Annotated in this window: 26 protein-coding genes; 19 read left to right on the forward strand and 7 right to left on the reverse strand. The window is 61.7% G+C overall.

What is annotated here, in order from left to right:
* Positions 1 to 32: 32 nt before the first annotated feature.
* The 5 genes from CAY35_RS03085 (at position 33) to CAY35_RS09985 (ending at position 4,294) form a co-directional block, all read left to right on the forward strand.
* Positions 33 to 2,267 (forward strand): copper-translocating P-type ATPase, encoded by a 2,235-nt coding sequence (locus tag CAY35_RS03085; RefSeq protein ID WP_109303240.1) that lies wholly within the window; start codon positions 33 to 35, stop codon positions 2,265 to 2,267.
* Between the two features lie 48 nt (positions 2,268 to 2,315).
* Positions 2,316 to 3,002: a DUF305 domain-containing protein gene (locus tag CAY35_RS03090; protein ID WP_181377462.1), complete on the forward strand. Its 687-nt coding sequence runs from the start codon at positions 2,316 to 2,318 to the stop codon at positions 3,000 to 3,002.
* Positions 3,003 to 3,351: 349 nt separating this feature from the next.
* Positions 3,352 to 3,633, forward strand: a complete 282-nt coding sequence (locus tag CAY35_RS03095) for a type II toxin-antitoxin system RelE/ParE family toxin (protein ID WP_109303242.1) — start codon at positions 3,352 to 3,354, stop codon at positions 3,631 to 3,633.
* The gene (locus tag CAY35_RS03100) at positions 3,620 to 3,928 is read left to right on the forward strand and encodes a HigA family addiction module antitoxin (protein ID WP_219930436.1); all 309 of its coding nucleotides are present in this window, start codon (positions 3,620 to 3,622) and stop codon (positions 3,926 to 3,928) included. Before CAY35_RS03095 ends, CAY35_RS03100 begins: the two co-directional genes overlap by 14 nt.
* 213 nt (positions 3,929 to 4,141) lie before the next feature.
* Positions 4,142 to 4,294, forward strand: a complete 153-nt coding sequence (locus tag CAY35_RS09985; protein WP_375231746.1) for a hypothetical protein — start codon at positions 4,142 to 4,144, stop codon at positions 4,292 to 4,294.
* Here the strand turns inward: CAY35_RS09985 and CAY35_RS09550 are convergent.
* Positions 4,227 to 4,511, reverse strand: coding sequence for a hypothetical protein (locus CAY35_RS09550; protein ID WP_181377464.1), 285 nt, complete (start codon positions 4,509 to 4,511; stop codon positions 4,227 to 4,229). The two genes, CAY35_RS09985 and CAY35_RS09550, sit on opposite strands and share 68 nt — an antisense overlap.
* Between CAY35_RS09550 and CAY35_RS09990 the strand changes: the two genes are divergently transcribed.
* Positions 4,498 to 4,614, forward strand: a complete 117-nt coding sequence (locus tag CAY35_RS09990; RefSeq protein ID WP_181377465.1) for a HepT-like ribonuclease domain-containing protein — start codon at positions 4,498 to 4,500, stop codon at positions 4,612 to 4,614. The two genes, CAY35_RS09550 and CAY35_RS09990, sit on opposite strands and share 14 nt — an antisense overlap.
* 172 nt (positions 4,615 to 4,786) lie before the next feature.
* Here CAY35_RS09990 and CAY35_RS09995 read toward each other — a convergent pair whose 3' ends face one another.
* The 3 genes from CAY35_RS09995 to CAY35_RS03125 all read right to left on the reverse strand — a co-directional run bounded on the left by CAY35_RS09995 (position 4,787) and on the right by CAY35_RS03125 (position 5,978).
* Complete coding sequence (locus CAY35_RS09995) at positions 4,787 to 4,954, reverse strand: ribbon-helix-helix domain-containing protein (protein ID WP_219930437.1); 168 nt, start codon at positions 4,952 to 4,954, stop codon at positions 4,787 to 4,789.
* Positions 4,955 to 5,265: 311 nt separating this feature from the next.
* Complete coding sequence (locus tag CAY35_RS03120; protein ID WP_109303245.1) at positions 5,266 to 5,838, reverse strand: hypothetical protein; 573 nt, start codon at positions 5,836 to 5,838, stop codon at positions 5,266 to 5,268.
* Positions 5,835 to 5,978: a ribbon-helix-helix domain-containing protein gene (locus tag CAY35_RS03125; RefSeq protein ID WP_109303246.1), complete on the reverse strand. Its 144-nt coding sequence runs from the start codon at positions 5,976 to 5,978 to the stop codon at positions 5,835 to 5,837. Before CAY35_RS03125 ends, CAY35_RS03120 begins: the two co-directional genes overlap by 4 nt.
* Positions 5,979 to 6,196: 218 nt before the next feature.
* On the opposite strand from CAY35_RS03125, the gene CAY35_RS03130 reads away from it, so the two are divergent.
* The 5 genes from CAY35_RS03130 (at position 6,197) to CAY35_RS03155 (ending at position 8,772) form a co-directional block, all read left to right on the forward strand.
* Positions 6,197 to 6,679 carry a hypothetical protein gene (locus tag CAY35_RS03130; protein WP_146191904.1) on the forward strand — a complete coding sequence of 161 codons (483 nt, stop codon included), beginning with the start codon at positions 6,197 to 6,199 and terminating at the stop codon, positions 6,677 to 6,679.
* A 79-nt stretch (positions 6,680 to 6,758) separates the two neighbouring features.
* Positions 6,759 to 7,790, forward strand: coding sequence for an LLM class flavin-dependent oxidoreductase (locus tag CAY35_RS03135; protein ID WP_109303248.1), 1,032 nt, complete (start codon positions 6,759 to 6,761; stop codon positions 7,788 to 7,790).
* Between the two features lie 149 nt (positions 7,791 to 7,939).
* Positions 7,940 to 8,173: a FitA-like ribbon-helix-helix domain-containing protein gene (locus CAY35_RS03140; protein WP_109303307.1), complete on the forward strand. Its 234-nt coding sequence runs from the start codon at positions 7,940 to 7,942 to the stop codon at positions 8,171 to 8,173.
* Positions 8,170 to 8,487 carry a PIN domain-containing protein gene (locus CAY35_RS03145; protein WP_109303249.1) on the forward strand — a complete coding sequence of 106 codons (318 nt, stop codon included), beginning with the start codon at positions 8,170 to 8,172 and terminating at the stop codon, positions 8,485 to 8,487. Before CAY35_RS03140 ends, CAY35_RS03145 begins: the two co-directional genes overlap by 4 nt.
* Positions 8,488 to 8,502: 15 nt before the next feature.
* Positions 8,503 to 8,772, forward strand: coding sequence for a Txe/YoeB family addiction module toxin (locus CAY35_RS03155; RefSeq protein ID WP_181377469.1), 270 nt, complete (start codon positions 8,503 to 8,505; stop codon positions 8,770 to 8,772).
* A gap of 9 nt (positions 8,773 to 8,781) precedes the next feature.
* On the opposite strand, the gene CAY35_RS03160 is transcribed toward CAY35_RS03155, so the two are convergent.
* The gene (locus CAY35_RS03160) at positions 8,782 to 9,195 is read right to left on the reverse strand and encodes a hypothetical protein (RefSeq protein WP_109303252.1); all 414 of its coding nucleotides are present in this window, start codon (positions 9,193 to 9,195) and stop codon (positions 8,782 to 8,784) included.
* Between the two features lie 42 nt (positions 9,196 to 9,237).
* Positions 9,238 to 9,396 carry a hypothetical protein gene (locus tag CAY35_RS09560; protein ID WP_181377466.1) on the reverse strand — a complete coding sequence of 53 codons (159 nt, stop codon included), beginning with the start codon at positions 9,394 to 9,396 and terminating at the stop codon, positions 9,238 to 9,240.
* A gap of 205 nt (positions 9,397 to 9,601) precedes the next feature.
* Here CAY35_RS09560 and CAY35_RS03165 point away from each other — a divergent pair, with 205 nt between their 5' ends.
* The 5 genes from CAY35_RS03165 (at position 9,602) to CAY35_RS03185 (ending at position 13,558) form a co-directional block, all read left to right on the forward strand.
* Positions 9,602 to 9,952, forward strand: coding sequence for a type II toxin-antitoxin system RelE/ParE family toxin (locus tag CAY35_RS03165; protein ID WP_109303253.1), 351 nt, complete (start codon positions 9,602 to 9,604; stop codon positions 9,950 to 9,952).
* 5 nt (positions 9,953 to 9,957) lie between these two features.
* A complete protein-coding gene (locus tag CAY35_RS03170; RefSeq protein WP_109303308.1) occupies positions 9,958 to 10,263 on the forward strand; it encodes a helix-turn-helix domain-containing protein in 306 nt (101 codons plus the stop codon).
* Positions 10,260 to 10,532 (forward strand): type II toxin-antitoxin system Phd/YefM family antitoxin, encoded by a 273-nt coding sequence (locus tag CAY35_RS03175; RefSeq protein WP_109303254.1) that lies wholly within the window; start codon positions 10,260 to 10,262, stop codon positions 10,530 to 10,532. The genes CAY35_RS03170 and CAY35_RS03175 overlap by 4 nt, the downstream gene beginning before the upstream one ends.
* Positions 10,533 to 10,793: 261 nt before the next feature.
* The gene (locus CAY35_RS03180) at positions 10,794 to 12,725 is read left to right on the forward strand and encodes a heavy metal translocating P-type ATPase (protein WP_109303309.1); all 1,932 of its coding nucleotides are present in this window, start codon (positions 10,794 to 10,796) and stop codon (positions 12,723 to 12,725) included.
* A gap of 50 nt (positions 12,726 to 12,775) precedes the next feature.
* Positions 12,776 to 13,558: a hypothetical protein gene (locus CAY35_RS03185; RefSeq protein WP_109303255.1), complete on the forward strand. Its 783-nt coding sequence runs from the start codon at positions 12,776 to 12,778 to the stop codon at positions 13,556 to 13,558.
* 29 nt (positions 13,559 to 13,587) lie between these two features.
* On the opposite strand, the gene CAY35_RS03190 is transcribed toward CAY35_RS03185, so the two are convergent.
* The gene (locus tag CAY35_RS03190; RefSeq protein WP_109303256.1) at positions 13,588 to 14,478 is read right to left on the reverse strand and encodes an aspartate dehydrogenase domain-containing protein; all 891 of its coding nucleotides are present in this window, start codon (positions 14,476 to 14,478) and stop codon (positions 13,588 to 13,590) included.
* A 177-nt stretch (positions 14,479 to 14,655) separates the two neighbouring features.
* Between CAY35_RS03190 and CAY35_RS03195 the strand changes: the two genes are divergently transcribed.
* Genes CAY35_RS03195 through CAY35_RS03205 form a run of 3 tightly spaced genes read left to right on the forward strand, consistent with a single transcriptional unit; the run spans position 14,656 to position 16,020 of the window.
* Positions 14,656 to 15,024 carry a DUF488 domain-containing protein gene (locus CAY35_RS03195; RefSeq protein ID WP_109303257.1) on the forward strand — a complete coding sequence of 123 codons (369 nt, stop codon included), beginning with the start codon at positions 14,656 to 14,658 and terminating at the stop codon, positions 15,022 to 15,024.
* Positions 15,025 to 15,060: 36 nt separating this feature from the next.
* Positions 15,061 to 15,462 carry a GNAT family N-acetyltransferase gene (locus CAY35_RS03200; protein WP_109303258.1) on the forward strand — a complete coding sequence of 134 codons (402 nt, stop codon included), beginning with the start codon at positions 15,061 to 15,063 and terminating at the stop codon, positions 15,460 to 15,462.
* A gap of 48 nt (positions 15,463 to 15,510) precedes the next feature.
* A complete protein-coding gene (locus tag CAY35_RS03205; RefSeq protein WP_109303259.1) occupies positions 15,511 to 16,020 on the forward strand; it encodes a 2'-5' RNA ligase family protein in 510 nt (169 codons plus the stop codon).
* Positions 16,021 to 16,069: the final 49 nt, after the last annotated feature.

The raw sequence follows: 16,069 nt of genomic DNA on the forward strand, positions 1-16,069 counted from the left end.
CGACCCCGACCGGGTTGAGCGGAAGGAACCTCATGAGCACTCCCCACCATTCCGGTGATCACCATGGTGATCACCCCGCTCCGGAAACAGACCACACCCACCACCCGCATCATGCCAGCCACGAACACCACGCAGATGCCGACACCCACGGCCAGGCGATGCCCCACGATCACCCGCACTCCGCCATGGACGAAGACCACCACGTTCATAGTCACGGCGAACACGCCGGACACAGCACCGCAATGTTTCGGGAACGCTTCTGGTGGTCGCTGATTCTGTCCATTCCCGTCGTTATTTTCAGCCCCATGGTCGCCCAGCTGCTCGGCTACCACCTCCCGGCATTCCCCGGGTCCACCTGGATCCCCCCGGTGCTGGGCACGATCATCTTTGTATACGGCGGAACGCCTTTCCTCAAGGGCGGATGGAACGAACTGAAATCCCGCCAACCCGGGATGATGCTCCTGATCGCCATGGCCATCACCGTGGCGTTTGTTGCCTCCTGGGTCACCACTCTGGGGCTGGGCGGTTTTGACCTGGACTTCTGGTGGGAGCTGGCCCTGTTGGTGACCATCATGCTGCTGGGCCACTGGCTGGAGATGCGCGCTCTCGGGGCCGCGTCCTCCGCGCTTGACGCGCTGGCTGCGCTGCTGCCGGATGAGGCCGAGAAAGTCATCGACGGGACCACCCGCACCGTGGCCATCTCCGAGCTGGTCGTCGACGACGTCGTGCTGGTGAGGGCCGGTGCCCGGGTGCCGGCCGACGGAACCATCCTCGACGGAGCCGCCGAATTCGATGAGGCGATGATCACCGGCGAATCCCGTCCCGTCTTCCGCGACACTGGTGACAAGGTGGTCGCCGGTACCGTGGCCACCGACAACACCGTCCGCATCCGGGTGGAGGCTACCGGCGGGGACACCGCCCTGGCCGGAATCCAACGCTTGGTTGCCGACGCCCAGGAGTCCTCCTCCCGGGCCCAAGCCCTGGCGGATCGGGCGGCGGCGTTGTTGTTCTGGTTCGCGCTGATCTCCGCTCTGATCACCGCGGTGGTATGGGCCATCATCGGCAGCCCGGACGATGCCGTGGCGCGCACGGTCACGGTACTGGTCATCGCCTGCCCGCACGCCCTGGGCCTGGCGATTCCGCTGGTCATTGCGATCTCCACCGAGCGGGCCGCGAAATCCGGGGTGCTCATCAAGGACCGAATGGCGCTCGAGCAGATGCGCACCATCGACGTGATGCTCTTCGACAAAACCGGCACCCTGACCGAGGATGCACACGCGGTCACCGATGTCGCGGCAGCTGTCGGCGTCACCGAGGGCGAGCTGCTGGCCCTGGCTGCCGCCGCGGAGGCCGACAGCGAGCACCCCGTGGCCCGCGCCATCGTGGCGGCCGCGGCCGCCCATCCCGAGGCCTCCCGTCGGCAAATCCGTGCAACTGGTTTCAGCGCCGCCTCCGGCAGGGGAGTCCGGGCCACTGTCGATGGCGCTGAGATCCTCGTGGGCGGGCCGAACATGCTGCGCGAGTTCAACCTCACCACCCCGGCCGAGCTCACCGACACCACCAGCGCCTGGACCGGGCGTGGGGCCGGTGTGCTCCATATTGTCCGCGACGGTCAGATCATCGGTGCGGTGGCCGTCGAAGACAAGATCCGCCCCGAATCCCGCGCCGCCGTGAAAGCCCTGCAGGACCGCGGGGTGAAGGTCGCGATGATCACCGGTGACGCGCAGCAGGTGGCCCAGGCAGTTGGCCAGGACCTGGGGATCGATGAGGTCTTCGCCGAGGTCCTGCCCCAGGACAAGGACACCAAGGTCACCCAGTTACAGGAGCGTGGCCTGAGCGTGGCCATGGTCGGCGACGGTGTCAACGACGCCCCCGCTCTGACCCGCGCGGAGGTCGGTATCGCCATCGGGGCCGGCACGGATGTGGCCATGGAATCTGCCGGGGTGGTCCTGGCCAGTGATGACCCGCGGGCAGTGCTGTCGATGATTGAGCTCTCGCAGGCCAGCTACCGCAAGATGATCCAGAACCTCATTTGGGCCTCTGGCTACAACATCCTCGCCGTGCCGCTGGCCGCCGGCGTGCTCGCCCCGATCGGGTTCGTGCTGTCCCCGGCCGTGGGCGCGATCTTGATGTCTGCCTCGACCATTGTGGTGGCCCTGAACGCCCAGCTGTTGCGCCGCATTGATTTGGATCCGGCCCACCTGGCTCCGACCGAGTCGAAGGAGGAAAACACCACGCCTACTCCGGCATCCACCGCCGTCCGCTGATCCACCACTTCTTTCCACTACCCCCATATGACCCTGAAAGGCTCCACCATGAAGCGCACCCTTGTTTTTTCCGCTCTCGCCGTGGCCTCCACCCTGGCGCTGGCCGCCTGCGGTGAGACCACCGAGTCAGACAACACCGACGCCACCATCTCGGCCACCAGCACTGCGACGACTACCGCTGAGACGACCGAGACCACCACGGCGACGACTGAGGCGGACGGGGAGACCTCCGCCGATCACAACGACGCGGACATCATGTTTGCCCAGATGATGATCCCCCATCACCAGCAGGCCGTAGAGATGAGTGAGATGCTCCTGGTCAAGGAGGGTATCCCCGCCCAGGTCGTGGAGTTTGCCCAAGGGGTTATTGACGCCCAGGGACCGGAGATTGACCGGATGAACGCCATGCTCGAGGCCTGGGGCCAGCAGCCGGTCACCGACTCTGGGGGCATGGGGGCCATGGACGAGATGGGTGGAATGGATCACGGCGAGATGGGTAGCATGAGCGGGATGATGAGCCAGGAGGACATGACAGCCCTTGAGGAGGCCCAGGGCACCGAGGCTGCCCGCCTCTACCTGGAGCAGATGACCGCCCACCACGAAGGTGCGGTCGACATGGCCCGTGACGAGGTTGCTGACGGCCAGAATCCCCATGCGATCACCTTGGCCGAACAAATTATCAACGACCAGGAGGCCGAGATCGCCCAGATGCAGCAGATGCTCACTGACCTATGACAGGTCCCCGTCTTTTTCTGATCCCGAGGACAGGCATCTGAAAAAGAGGGATAACCGTGACGATTGCCACCTGCTGTGGGCGATGGGTCGTTGTCACCGCAGCGGGTGCACCGGGGTGGATGTTTTTTCTCCCTCTGGTCGCACCACTGAGGAAGGGAAAGCTCCTGTGTCCAGACCCTTGGAGGACTACGCATTATTGTCCGATACTCACACGGCCGCCCTGGTCTGCCGGCAGGGCAGCATTGTTTGTTGGGGGTGTCCCCCGAGTAGTGGACACGGCGTTGGTGTGGAGTTCCGGTTTAACGTGTAGCGTTATTGACGTGTGGCGTTATGGGGGGTAGGGTGAAGCATGATCCAGTCATTCGCCAACAAGGACACCGAGCGGTTGTGGAATCGAGAGCGGGTGCGCTCGATTGATTCCAGAATCCATTCGGTGGCACTGCGCAAGCTGCGGCAGCTTGCGTACGTGCAAAGCCTCGAGGAGCTGCGGATTCCGCCGGGAAACCGTCTCGAGGCGTTGAAAGGGGGCAGGCGGGGTCAACACAGTATTCGCATCAACAGCCAGTGGCGGATCTGCTTTCGGTGGACGGCAGCTGGTCCAGAGGAGGCCGAGGTCGTTGACTATCACTGACAAGCTTCCACCAGTACACCCTGGTGAGATTCTCATGGAGGACTTCCTCAAGGAGATGGGGGTCACGCAGCACAAACTCGCTGTTTCCATCGGTGTTCCACCGCGCCGGATCAATGAGATCGTTCACGGGAAGCGGGCTGTTACTGCCGATACTGCTCTCCGTTTAGGGAAGTATTTTGGGGTGAGCCCGCAGTTTTGGCTGGGGCTGCAAGCGCAGTACGACCTAGATGTGGCCGAGGACAAAGTCCGTGCCGAGGTTGAGCAGATTCAGCCGGTCCAAGCTGCCTCGGCGTAGCTTTGGCAATTCAATCCAAGCCCTAATGAGTTTCGTCTTTGACGCCTGCGCTTCTAGCTGTAATCATCCACTGACCTGATGGTCATACCGCGAGCATCAAGCTCATTCCTCGCTCAGCGAAGAACGAATCGATGTCCTCCTTCTGCAGAGTTTTGTTGAAGAACTTTCACCCTCGCGTTATTGAGTCTGCTGGAAAGCTATTCGCGGGCGGCCATGCGGAAGCTCGAGCTGATCCACGCGGCGAGAGACCTCGATGATCTGCGAATCCCGCCCGGGAATCGGCTGGAGCGTCTCGTCGTCAACTGGCGCGGACAGCGACATCGACTTCCTCGTCGATTTCCTTCCCGGCCGGCCCGATCCGTTTGAGGACTTCTGCGCGCTGCATCACGATCTTCGCGCCATCGTTAGGCGCGATGTCGATCTGGTCGTGAAGCGAGCAATCCGCAATCCTTACTTTCGTGAGTCGGCCCTCGGTCGGGCGGAGACTGTCTATGTTGCCGACGTCTAAGGCCCACTTATGGGATGCCAAGGCCACTGCCGAAGTACCGGACCTTGAGCGGATCATTGGGATGCGCAACATCATCGCCCACGAGTATGGCACCGTGGACCACGAGATCGTTTGGGTGGTGGTGGATGCACGGCCGTCTCCTCTCGCTGCCAGGTTGGCGGTGTTGCTCGAGGCCTGACATGGCCCCGGAATCGTGACCAAAGAGGACTACGACCCAGACGCACCATGATCGAGAAGCTCTACCTGCTGCTTCAACCCGGTGGAGCTTCGAAGACGCATCCTGTTGTTGCAGTAGTTATGGAGTCTTCTGGTTTGATTCCGTGTTTTGTGGCGCTTGGGCGGACTTCCATTCAGACAGCATTCCGTAAAGCTTCTCGGATTGCTTGGGATCTCGACCATCCGTGGGCGGCCGCGTATTTATCCAGGTCTGAAATTTCGCTGGGTGAAAGGCGAATGGAGATAACTTTAGCCGCATTTTCGTGGCGAGGTTTCCTGCCTCGACGGCGAAGCGTCTCCACATCTTAGCCGTCCTCGGCTTCCGCTACCCACTCATCGATTTGTTCTTCGCTAACCTGTTGCCCATTAATCGTCCTCATATTCTTAATCGTGATACGGAATTGAGTGCGCCGGCTAGTGAGACGTCGCTTCTTCAGTATCAGGCGCCTCGCTTCTATCTTTCCAGCGCACCCCATTCACGCCAGGACTGTTGATAGCAGGCGGACTGGCTTGACAGTCGCTGACTGCAGACACTTCTCAGTGTCGAAGCTCGGTGGAGTTCCGCTTTAACGTGTGAGTCCTTGTCCCTGAGGGCTTTTCGACGGCGGCCGGCTCAGTCCTCTTCGTGCCGCGTGTACCCGTAGGTGTCGGTCTGAGTCTCGTTGATCCAGATCTCAGCCTCCTGGCGGGGATCGTCCGGATGCTCCATGTGCAGGGTCCGGCCGTAGGCCTCATCCACCAGGGCCACGCGGAACCCGGCCCCCTCCAGCGGCTCCTTCAAGGCCCCCACATCCGCGGCCTCAAAGGCAATCACCGTGGACTCCTCCCTGCCGATGTGCACACCCACGATCCCGTCGCCGACCAGGTCTGCCCAGTCGCCGCTGTCCGAGGTCAGCCGCCTCTGCAGCCCCTGGCCCGCGAGCATCTGCGCGGTCTTCTCGACCTGCGGTGTGCACAGTAGCGGGGCCACCTGCACGGCGCCGCTTTTCACCGGCCGCTCGCCTCGGACCTCTTCGAGGCCGAACTCCACGCTGGGGGAGTCTCCGGAGGCGACCGAGAGCCGACCGCCGGCGAACTCGGCCAGGTGAGTGCCGTCGTCGTGCGTGGACACCGAGGCGCCGAGCGCCTTCAGCAGTGCGATCCATCGCTCCGGGTTCGGGGTGGTGATGACGGGGTGCACGATCATGACTGCTCCTTCTGCAGGTATTCGGTCAGTGCCTTCTCGACGAGCGCGGACAGGCTGGTGTTCTCATCTACGGCGCGGTGCTTCACCTGTGTGACGAGCTCGCGCGGCAGATAGACGTTGAATTGGGACTTCTCGGCCATGGATAGGATGCTAGCATACTAGGTTATGGCGTGGGCGCTGCACTGGAGTGGCGCCTCGGCTGCCGGGCTAACGCTCGCCACGGGGACGCAGGCTGTTCGGACCCGCGACGGCATCCTCGTGGTGCCCTGCCACCGAAGTCAGGTACGAACCATGCTCGGTGGGAGTGCTGTTTGAGTAGGGACGGGTTACGCCTGGTTTAGTAAGTAAGATGTGGTGCATGAGCTACAGGAATGTCCACATCAGCTCCGCTGCGGCGCTTGTCCTGAGTCTGTTAGGGGCGGCGTTCTTTGCCCTGGGGCGGGTGATGTTTGGGGTGGGTGGCTGGATGGTGTTCTATACAGTTCCACTTGGGGTGATCGTTGCAGTTGCGCTTCTTGCTCTGTGGTTTATCCCCGTGCGCAGCGTGAAGGAAAGGCCGTATAAGACCTTCGGATGGCGCGAGTCTTGGGTCTTCATCGCGATGACGGTGTTTCTCTTCCTTGCTGGATTCTTTCTGGTCGATGGCGGTGACACCGAAGAGAGCGTGAAATCCGCCTTCACCCAGTTTGTTGGGCGGGAGGCGTTAGAGCTTTCCTCACTATTGTTTTTGCTGTGTGCCCTTGGGGTGATTGTGTCCTACATCGTGGGAGTTGTTGTCGCGGTGATAGGACGCAGGGGTGCCGCTAAAGAACGGACGTCGCTTTCTGGGTCTGCCTATTAATGCTGCTTAGCGCGGATTCGCTGCGACCGGTCTGGTGAGGCGTACCCGCTATGCTGTTGGGCATTCAACTAGGAGGATCGTGAAGCGCTTTGGATTCCTGAGTTTTGGTCACCACGGCCCGGAAGGTGACCCGTTCGACGCTCGGGCGTCGTTGCACAGCGCCATCGAGTTGTCCGTCGCAGCCGATGAGCTGGGTGTTAACGGCGCCTACTTCCGGGTGCACCACTTCGCCAGGCAGGCGGCCTCGCCGATGCCGCTGCTCTCGGCGATCGCGGCGCGGACGAGGCACATCGAGGTCGGCACCGGCGTGATCGACCTGCGCTACGAGAATCCGCTCTACCTCGCCGAGGAGGCAGCCGCACTCGATCTCATTGCCGACGGGCGCGTCGCCCTGGGTGTGAGTCGCGGGTCGCCGGAGCCCGCCCATCGTGGGTGGGAAGCATTCGGTTACACCGGCTCGACCGACCCGCGAGGTGCGGACATCGCGCGCGAGAAGTTCCCGCTGTTCATGGCGGCGATCCGCGGCGAGAAGGTGGTCGATGCCGATCCGAAGCAGTTCCCCGTCGGTAGCCGGCTCGGTATCCAGCCGCATTCGCCGGGCTTGGATCGTCGCATCTGGTGGGGTGCCGGAAGCCGGGACACTGCCGTGTGGAGTGCGCAGCAGGGGGTCAACCTCATGAGCTCGACGCTGCTCACCGAGGCGACCGGCGCGAGCCTGGGCGACCTGCAGGCTGAGCAGATCCAGCGGTACCGCGACGCTTGGGCCGAGGCCGGGCACGGGTGGGAGCCGCGCGTGTCGGTTAGCCGTTCGGTGTTCCCGATCGTGAGCGACCTTGACCGTCGTTACTTCGGCAGGGGTGGCCAGGGCCGTGACCAGGTGGGTGTCATTGACGGCTTCACGTCGACGTTTGGCCGTACCTACGCGGACGAGCCGGACAAGCTCGTTGAGCAGTTGCGGGCGGACGCGGCGGTGATGTCGGCGGACACGCTCATGTTGACGATTCCCAACCAGGTCGGCACCGAGTACAACCTGCACGTGCTCGAGTCGTTCGCGAAGTATGTTGCGCCTGAACTTGGCTGGGAGCCGGCGAACGCACCGTCGAATCCTTGATGCCGCCCGCAGACCTTCTGCGTCAACGTCGACATGCAGGAGGTCATGGCGCGGCAGACTGGACAGCATGGTCCCTCCGGCGCCTCTTATTCTCTTTCTATGGCACACCGCTCGCGCTCTCAGTGTTGATAGCAGAAGGGGTGGTGCTGATGGCGTCTATTATCGTGCGTGGTCTTGGTGACCATGTGAAGGAGCAAATCGCGGCCCAGGCGAAGGCGAACGGACGATCCATGGAAGCTGAGGTTCGCGCCATCCTGACGAAAGCGGCGCTGAGGATGCACATCGGCGTGACCCTTCTGAATGTGGCGCGGGATGTCGATGGGGTCGATGAGTTACCGATTCCGACGCGCGATGATGTCGCACGGGCGGCGGACTTTGAATGATCATCCTTGATACGAACGTTGTCTCGGAGATCTTCCCGCCCTCGCCGGACCCTCGTGTTCTCGAGTGGCTCGCGTCGCTGGCAGGAGAGGTGGCGATCACGTCCATCACCCTTGCTGAATTGCTTGCTGGTATCCGGAGGTTGCCGGAGGGGCAGCGAAAAGACGAGCTGGCACGCGGGGTCGAGGAAGCGGTAGCGCCGTACAAGGGGAGCCGCTCGATTCTCGCGTTCGATGCCGATGCGGCGGTGCAGTACGCGGAGGTGCTGGCCTTGCGTGAGGCGGCAGGCGCGGAAGACGTTGTTCCCGCTCATTGAGCGTGTGAATCTCGACTGCGAAGCTGTCGAGATCGTCTCGCCTGGGGCAAGTTGGCCTGGGAGGGCTATAAGCATTGGCAGGCTACCGATTGCAAGGCGCTGAAGTGCATCAACACTCTCATTGATGTGTATCTCCGCGAGCCTTTTTCTGGAATTGGTAAGCCCGAACAGCTGAAGTATGGAGCGCAAGGCTCATGGCCACGTTGTATCACCGACGAGCATCGTCTGGTTTACCTCGTGGGTGGCGGCGATCTTGTGATCCTTCAAGCGCGCTACCACTATTAAGGTTCCGAACTACTGCTTCGGTACTACGACGGAATGCGAGTTTTCCATAGAGATGACGTCCAACTGGATGAAAACACGACCCTCAGGGTCGGTGATCTCATCCTCGCGGATAGTCGTCACTAATGGGACTTCTACTTGTTCGCCCGGTGTGAGCTCCTTGGAAAGCTCTTCTTCTGCGAAGTCGAACACGAAGTCATCGCCGGGGGCATGCCCCATGTCCTGCTCATGCGCGATTTTTGTGGTGAGCTTGGGGTTGAGGACACGTTCTTCGGGGATGATCGGCTCATCGCTGGTGTTGGTGATGACCACGTTGGCGACTACAAGCTTCAAGTCATCAGGTGCGTTGATGACGAATTCGTCATAGGCCACGCCCTGGAACTCTTTCGTGAACTCAACCGACTTCACCATGATGGAGTAGTCCATAACAGCTGCATCGATGTCGACGGTTTCGCCGATCTCGAAGAGCTACTTGTCGCTCTTGTTCTCTTCCGCCGCTTTGTTTTCCGTGGTGGCTTCAGCGGATGCATTGCCGCCATCGTTGGAAGCGTCACCTGAGCCGCCGCCGCAGGCAGTAAGCAACAGGGCGCCACTGAGGAGGAAAGCAGATGCGAGTTTCTTAGACACGTGTACTCCGGGGCTATCGGTTCGGTCAACTGGTCAGAGCGCGGGCTAGGTCTAGTCCGCAGCGCACAGAGCGATGTGACCGACCCTACATACGATCCTTCTAATACTCAACGAAGCGTTTTCGATCTGTATCGCGGTCGCTGATGAGGGGTGTATCGGCAGGGGGCGCTTTACAGATAGACCATGTAGGGTCTATAGTTGTTTCATGTGGAGCGTAGATCTTGAGCGAATTAAGGAATGGCTCGTTACGCTGGACACCGATTCGCGCGCGCAAGTGGTCGCTGCGATCGAGCTGCTCGAAGGGGAAGGGCCTAACCTTGGGCGGCCATTGGTCGATACCTTGTCCGGATCTAGGCATCGAAACATGAAAGAGCTTAGGCCGGGATCGTCGGGTCGTTCTGAGTTACGTATTATTTTCGCCTTTGACCCGAAGCGTAAGGCCATCATGTTGCTTGCTGACAACAAGGTAGGCAAATGGACGCGTTGGTATAAGGAGAATATCCCGCTGGCCGACGATATGTTTGACGAACACCTGCGCAATTTGAGGAGAGAGTGAGCAAGATGGCTCTGTCGTTGAGGGAATTTCTAGCCGATCATCCTGTAGATCGCGAGCTTGTTGAAGCGCATAAGTCACGCATGATTCATGAGATGCGCGCATATCGGCTTCGTGAGTTGAGGGAGCAGGCCGGTTTGACGCAGGCTCAGCTTGCTGAGCGCATCGGCGTAGGACAACGTCAGGTTTCCAAGATAGAGAACGGCGATATCGATAGCGCGAAAGTCGGAACGGTTCGCAAGTATTTGGAAGCTGTTGGGGGCAGCTTGACGCTTGAATACGTGTTGGGTGACCGGCACTTCCGGGTGGCATGACTGAACCTGATCGGCCTGCCGTCGACCGCGCGCCTGCCTTTGGTCTCGTCGATAGGGACAACCTGGATAGCCTGATCATTCAGGTCAACGAATCGTCCGAACCGTTGACAGCCACAGGGAGGCCTAACAGGGCTGTTTTGCTAGGGGATGATGACTGGCGATCTCTCCAGGAGAGCTTGTTCTTGCTTTCGATCCCGTCCCTAGCTGAATCGATCCGAACGGCACGTAAGGAAGGCATCGACGTCGGGGCAGAGCAGCTCGACTGGTGACTCACTACGCTCATGGGGTTAACCCGCAAGCACCCCGCAAACCCCTCTTGAAAATCACTGTCTTGAAAATCACTGTCATTTTCAGCTGTAACTCGCGCAAAAAAGTAAGTTACACATGTTTCTTACGATGTGCCTCGCATCACGTATAAATGCCCGTTCCACACCTCTTCGGAGCTATCCTGAAATCAGGTTCACCGGCTGTTTAAGAACCGGATGCCCGTCCAGGTTCTTCAGCCGGTTTTCGTCAAGGAGAAGGGTGACATGAGCTCAGCGTGCGGTTGCGATGGCGACATCGTCATGGAAGGCATCGAGGTCAAAACTGTCCCGTGGTGGCGGGACATCGAAATCCTCGTGCCACTCACCTCGGGCCTGCTCCTCGTCGCAGGTTTCATCACCGGCCTACTCGGCCACGAAACCGCCGAACAGGCCCTCTACTGGGCGAGCCTCATCATCGGCGCGGCAACCTTCGTACCCGACGCCCTCAAACGCCTAATCAAAGGCAAGATCGGCGTCGCGCTCCTCATGACCATCAGCGCCGTCGGTGCCGTGATCCTCGGCTACGTCGGCGAAGCCGCGGCCCTCGCATTCCTGTTCTCCATCGCTGAAGCGCTCGAAGAAAAAGCGATGGCCAAAGCCCAAGGCAGCCTGCGCGCCCTCCTCGACCTCACCCCAGACCAAGCGACCATCCGCCGGGGCGAAGCCACCATCACCATCCCCACCACAGACCTCGCGGTAGGGGACCACATCCTCATCCGCCCAGGCGAACGCGTCCCCACCGACGGCCTCCTACTCACCAGCCGCACCGACATCGACACCAGCGCCATCACCGGCGAATCCATGCCGTTCAGCGTCGAACAAGGCGAACACGTCAGCGCCGGCTCCATCGCGACCACAACGCCACTCGAAATCCAGGCCACCGCGCCAGGAACCGACAACTCGCTCACGACCATCGTGTCCCTCGTGCAGGGAGCGCAAAGCGAACGCGGGGAACGCGCCCGCATCGCAGACCGTATCGCCACCCCGCTCGTCCCCGGTGTTCTGATCCTCGCGGCACTCATCGCCGTAGTCGGTTCACTCCTAGGCGACCCAGAGCTGTGGATCACCCGCGCACTCACCGTGCTCGTGGCGGCGTCCCCGTGTGCGCTCGCGATCGCCGTCCCGCTCACCGTGATCGCCGCTGTCGGCGGGGCCAGCAAGTACGGCGTGATCATCAAATCCGGTGCCGCGTTTGAACGGTTCGGAACCATCCGCCACATCGCTATCGACAAGACCGGAACCCTGACCCGCGGCAAACCACAGGTCGCCGCTGTCCGCTCCGTCCCGAGCGTGACCATGGACGTCGCCCTGGAATGGGCCGCCGCCCTCGAGCAACACAGCTCCCACCCGATCGCCACCGCCATCACCACCGCCGCGCCAGTCGTCCCCACCGCGACGGACGTCACGGAGCAAGCCGGCAGCGGCATCGAAGGCTGGGTTGACGGCGACCGCATCGCCATCGGTAGCCCACGATGGCTGAGCCCCGGTCCGCTCGCCACTGACACCGCCGAGCTGGAAGAGGCCGGCATGACCACCGTGGTCCTGCATGTCAACGGCGAGGCTGTTGCGGTGATCGGCGTGCGCGATGAGCTCCGTGAAGGGGCGGCCGATGCGGTGGCCGCGTTGAAGAAGCAGGGCATCGGGATCACGATGCTGACCGGCGACAATGCTCGCACCGCAAAAGCGATCGCGGCCCAAGCTGGCATCACGGACGTGCGTGCTGAACTGCGTCCGGAAGACAAGGTCGCGGCGGTTGAGGAGCTCAGCCAGGTTGCGATGATCGGCGACGGCATCAATGACGCTCCTGCGCTCGCCGTGGCTGACATCGGTATTGCGATGGGCGTGGGCGGTGCCGATGTTGCGATCGAGTCCGCTGACATCGCCTTCACCGGCACGGATATTCGGTTGCTTCCGCGGGCTTTCGCTCATGCACGCCGCGGCCGGCGCATCATGAACCAGAACCTTGCGGTGTCGCTTGCGTTGATCGTGCTGTTGTTGCCGCTGTCGTTCTTCGGGGTCATGAGCCTCGCGGCGGTGGTGCTCGCACACGAACTCACCGAGGTGCTTGTCATCTTGAACGGCTTGCGGGCCGCACACCAGCCGCACATCCACAATCACGGCCACAGCCACGGTCACGCGCACACGCAAGCTTCGTAGGGTACGCCAAACCTGGTCGCAACCCACGAACGCTCGCTAGAGTGAGGTTCGTGAACGACATTCTGCGCGAGGTCTGGCCTGCTCTGGTGCCGCACCTGTTGATCACGGCCGGGATCCCGGCCGCGACGATCGCATTCTTGCTGTACATCAGGCATCGTAAGCCGACCGTCGGTAGACAACCTGATGCGGGTGAGGAACAGAAGTACCGGCTGCCCTTTGTTCTCTTACCGGGGCTGTTTGGCGCAGCGCAAGTAGTGCAAGTTGTGTGGATGTATCTGCTCGGTCCCGAGGGGGAGGACCCGACGACGCACATGCTCACGGGCGCTGGTTATCTGGCGCTCGGGGTCGCGCTCATCTTGCTCGCCTATATGTTCGCTTCGTTCAGGCTGTATGCGGGCATGAACGAACTGGTGGTGTACCGCGCGTTTCGTGGCTGGATGGAGTTGCGCCGTGAGGATGTTGTCTCAGTTGATCGCAGCACGGGCGAATACACGGCGATGATTACGATCGTGTACCGGGACGGCTTGGCTAAAAAGCGTTTGCGGCTGCTGCGGGATCAGTTCGAGGTCGATGCTTTCACTTGCTCGGACAGGTATGACTTGCGCCGCTACATCGACAAGCACGCGTCCCGGCCGGATGCCTATGTGGTGGATGGTGAGCCGCACGAGGGGGCTACCGTGCTCGAAAAGTCTGATGGGGCCTACCACGTGTACGTTGTGGAGCGCGGCCGTACCCAAGCCGTGCGGGATTTCCGCGAAGAGCAACAAGCGGTGCGGTACATGCTCGAGATCGTTGAGCGTAACGAGCAACGCTTAAAGGACTACGGCTGGTGAGTGTGCCGGCAGGTGACGGTGCCCGCCGCTTAGACGCTGACTCCGGACTCGCCGGCGATGGTCCGGATGCCTGTGATGACTGAGTCCACCACGATCCCGCTGGTTGCCGGGGAATCCGGTAGGGGATTGTTGGTGATCTCGAATTGGTAGGTGCCCGATGCGCCAGCAGCTGTGATGGTGTGTTTGGTTTGGTTGGCGGCTGGGTCAGCGATGAGTTTCACGACTGTGTCTTCCCACATTCCGGTTGCGTGGGCGAGGGCTACGGCGACGTTGAGGTTCGCCGGGAACTTGTCGATAGCCCCGGCCACGTCACCCTCGTAGAGAACGATCGGCTCAGTGGTCTTGCCGTCCCGGATCGCGGAACCGCCCCGGAGCTGTTCGGTGAGGCCGCCGTCCATCCACGGCTGGATCAAGCTGGCCGGCGCTTTCCGGGTTTCCAAAGCCACGGAGTCTAGGCCGCCGTCGCGTGCGGCACCGGCGAGGATGTCGAGCCCACCGATCGCGCCGTTCGTCACGTACACGCGGCCCGGCCCGTCATCGAGCAGGGTTCGGCGTAGCTGCGGGTCAGCGAGCGCCCCAACGCTGGTGATCAACAGGTCTTTGCCGGCCGCAACGATCGCGGGACCGTATTCAGTCACGGCGGGAACTCCGGCGCATTCAACGAACAGATCCACGCGCCGGGCAGATTCTCCGCCCGCATCCACGCGCCGGGCAAATTCTCCGCCCGCATCCGCGCCGCGCTCAGCCGCGCCGTCAGCAAGCGCATCGTTCAGGCTCAGCTCAGCCACGCCGTCGTCGGCTGCTTGCCCCGGCGTGCGCACGAGCGCACCCACGAGTTCAACGTCGTGCATGTTGCGAACCGCGGCGGCGACTCGGGAAGCGATCCCTCCGTATCCGATCAGCGCGATGTTCAACGTCATGCGGCCTCCTCGTTCGCAGATGCTTCACTTCCGATCCTATGCGGTTCCTATGCGGTGCGGCTCAAGCCTGGACTCCCCGGGAGAGTTACTAAGGTAGATAGCGACCGGCGAGCGCAGGCGTAAACAAGCGCAGGTGTAAACAAGCGCCGGCGTACGAAACCGTTCGGGAGGGTAACCGTGGGCTCATTGAGCGCTAAGTGGACGTTTCGTCGTGTCTATGGGGAAACGGAACCGACCAAAGGTACCCGCGTTTTGACTGACAGGCTGTGGCCGCGCGGGATTAAGAAGGAAGCCCTCGACTATGACGTGTGGGCTAAGGACGCCGCCCCGAGCAACGCGTTGCGCAAGTGGTTTCATGAGGCGCCGCAAGAACGTTGGGACGAGTTCAAGAATTGTTACCGCGCGGAATTGGACGAGAATGATGCGGCCGCGGAACTCGCCGAGGAGCTGTCGCACAAGGCTCACGTAACCTTATTGACGGCGGCCAAGGATGTCGAGCATTCCCACGTTCCGGTTCTGGCGGCTTGGTTGCAAGAGAACGCGTAGGGAAGCAACAACGTTTAAGGAAGACAGGGTGACCGCATGATCACTTACCTCGATGAGCCAGGCGCTATCCGAGCCGAGCAGGTCGGGGAGGGTTTCTTTGTCGGCTGGCCGACCCCGCCGAGCGCGCAACAGCTCGTGGACGTCATGGATGGCTCGTACCGGCGCGTGTGGGCGCTCGATGGCGACCGCGTCGTCGGCTACATCAACGCGATCAGCGACGGCGTCCTCACCGCGTTCATCCCGTGGCTTGAGGTCTTGCCGGAGTATCAAAGCCAGGGAATCGGCCAGGAGCTGGTGCGCCGCATCGTGGCCAGCCTTGACGGAATGTATTCGATCGACCTGGCGTGCGACGACCACCTGATTGGTTATTATGAGCGGCTCGGTTTCTTCGAGGGGACCGCGATGGTCATGCGGAACCCGCGGGTGCTGCGCGGCTAGATTGTCACCAGCGGATAGGGTCTGAAAGCGAACGCGGGAGGAGGGTTCGTGGCGTCACCGCAGAACATCTTGATGTATTTGCCGCCGGAGCAGGAGCGGCAGGTGCGCGAGATTTTCGACGCCCTCGAAGCCCGCGGTTTCCCGCGCCAGAACCAGACCCCGCACATCACCCTCTCTTTTTCGCACGACATGTCGCCCGCGGCCGTTGATCGCGCCGCCGAGGTTTTACCGGGCGTTGTCCCCGCGGATTTTCAGCGGGTCGGGACCGTGATTTTCGGTACGCGCCGCAAGCAAACCGTCGCGTGGCTGCTTGAAACGGGGGAGCCGATGCGGCAAGCGGCCCGCGAGATCAGCTCGCTCAACCCGGATGATCACCGCACCGATTGGATCCCTCACCTCACGATGGGGTTGCGGCTCCCGCGCGAGATGGTGCCTGGCTACATCGCTGCTTTGGATGAGGTGACTCCGCGGCATTTCAAGGAGTTGCTCGCGCATCGTGCTGGGTTCTGGAAGCCAGCAACCCAGGAATATAGGGCGCTCGCCGGGGACCACGCGTAGCCGGCGCTAGGAGCTCGGCGCCAGCCTGTCGCCGCCCGCCGCCCGCCAT

The sequence above is a fragment of the Pseudoglutamicibacter cumminsii genome (assembly GCF_003143995.1).
Taxonomy (GTDB): domain Bacteria; phylum Actinomycetota; class Actinomycetes; order Actinomycetales; family Micrococcaceae; genus Pseudoglutamicibacter; species Pseudoglutamicibacter cumminsii_B.

Bases quoted from the DNA above. Each gene is read 5' to 3' on its own strand.
- CAY35_RS09550 (WP_181377464.1), bottom strand. From the start codon at position 4,511: ATGATGTTGCGCATCCCAATGATCCGCTCAAGGTCCGGTACTTCGGCA.
- CAY35_RS03125 (WP_109303246.1), bottom strand. From the start codon at position 5,978: ATGGCCGAGAAGTCCCAATTCAACGTCTATCTGCCGCGCGAGCTCGTC.
- CAY35_RS03165 (WP_109303253.1), top strand. From the start codon at position 9,602: ATGTGGAGCGTAGATCTTGAGCGAATTAAGGAATGGCTCGTTACGCTG.
- CAY35_RS03190 (WP_109303256.1), bottom strand. From the start codon at position 14,478: ATGACGTTGAACATCGCGCTGATCGGATACGGAGGGATCGCTTCCCGA.
- CAY35_RS03090 (WP_181377462.1), top strand. From the start codon at position 2,316: ATGAAGCGCACCCTTGTTTTTTCCGCTCTCGCCGTGGCCTCCACCCTG.
- CAY35_RS03180 (WP_109303309.1), top strand. From the start codon at position 10,794: ATGAGCTCAGCGTGCGGTTGCGATGGCGACATCGTCATGGAAGGCATC.
- CAY35_RS03170 (WP_109303308.1), top strand. From the start codon at position 9,958: ATGGCTCTGTCGTTGAGGGAATTTCTAGCCGATCATCCTGTAGATCGC.
- CAY35_RS03145 (WP_109303249.1), top strand. From the start codon at position 8,170: ATGATCATCCTTGATACGAACGTTGTCTCGGAGATCTTCCCGCCCTCG.
- CAY35_RS03095 (WP_109303242.1), top strand. From the start codon at position 3,352: ATGATCCAGTCATTCGCCAACAAGGACACCGAGCGGTTGTGGAATCGA.
- CAY35_RS09985 (WP_375231746.1), top strand. From the start codon at position 4,142: ATGCGGAAGCTCGAGCTGATCCACGCGGCGAGAGACCTCGATGATCTG.
- CAY35_RS03120 (WP_109303245.1), bottom strand. From the start codon at position 5,838: ATGATCGTGCACCCCGTCATCACCACCCCGAACCCGGAGCGATGGATC.
- CAY35_RS03140 (WP_109303307.1), top strand. From the start codon at position 7,940: ATGGCGTCTATTATCGTGCGTGGTCTTGGTGACCATGTGAAGGAGCAA.
- CAY35_RS09990 (WP_181377465.1), top strand. From the start codon at position 4,498: ATGCGCAACATCATCGCCCACGAGTATGGCACCGTGGACCACGAGATC.
- CAY35_RS03160 (WP_109303252.1), bottom strand. From the start codon at position 9,195: ATGGACTACTCCATCATGGTGAAGTCGGTTGAGTTCACGAAAGAGTTC.
- CAY35_RS03200 (WP_109303258.1), top strand. From the start codon at position 15,061: ATGATCACTTACCTCGATGAGCCAGGCGCTATCCGAGCCGAGCAGGTC.
- CAY35_RS03175 (WP_109303254.1), top strand. From the start codon at position 10,260: ATGACTGAACCTGATCGGCCTGCCGTCGACCGCGCGCCTGCCTTTGGT.
- CAY35_RS03130 (WP_146191904.1), top strand. From the start codon at position 6,197: ATGAGCTACAGGAATGTCCACATCAGCTCCGCTGCGGCGCTTGTCCTG.
- CAY35_RS03085 (WP_109303240.1), top strand. From the start codon at position 33: ATGAGCACTCCCCACCATTCCGGTGATCACCATGGTGATCACCCCGCT.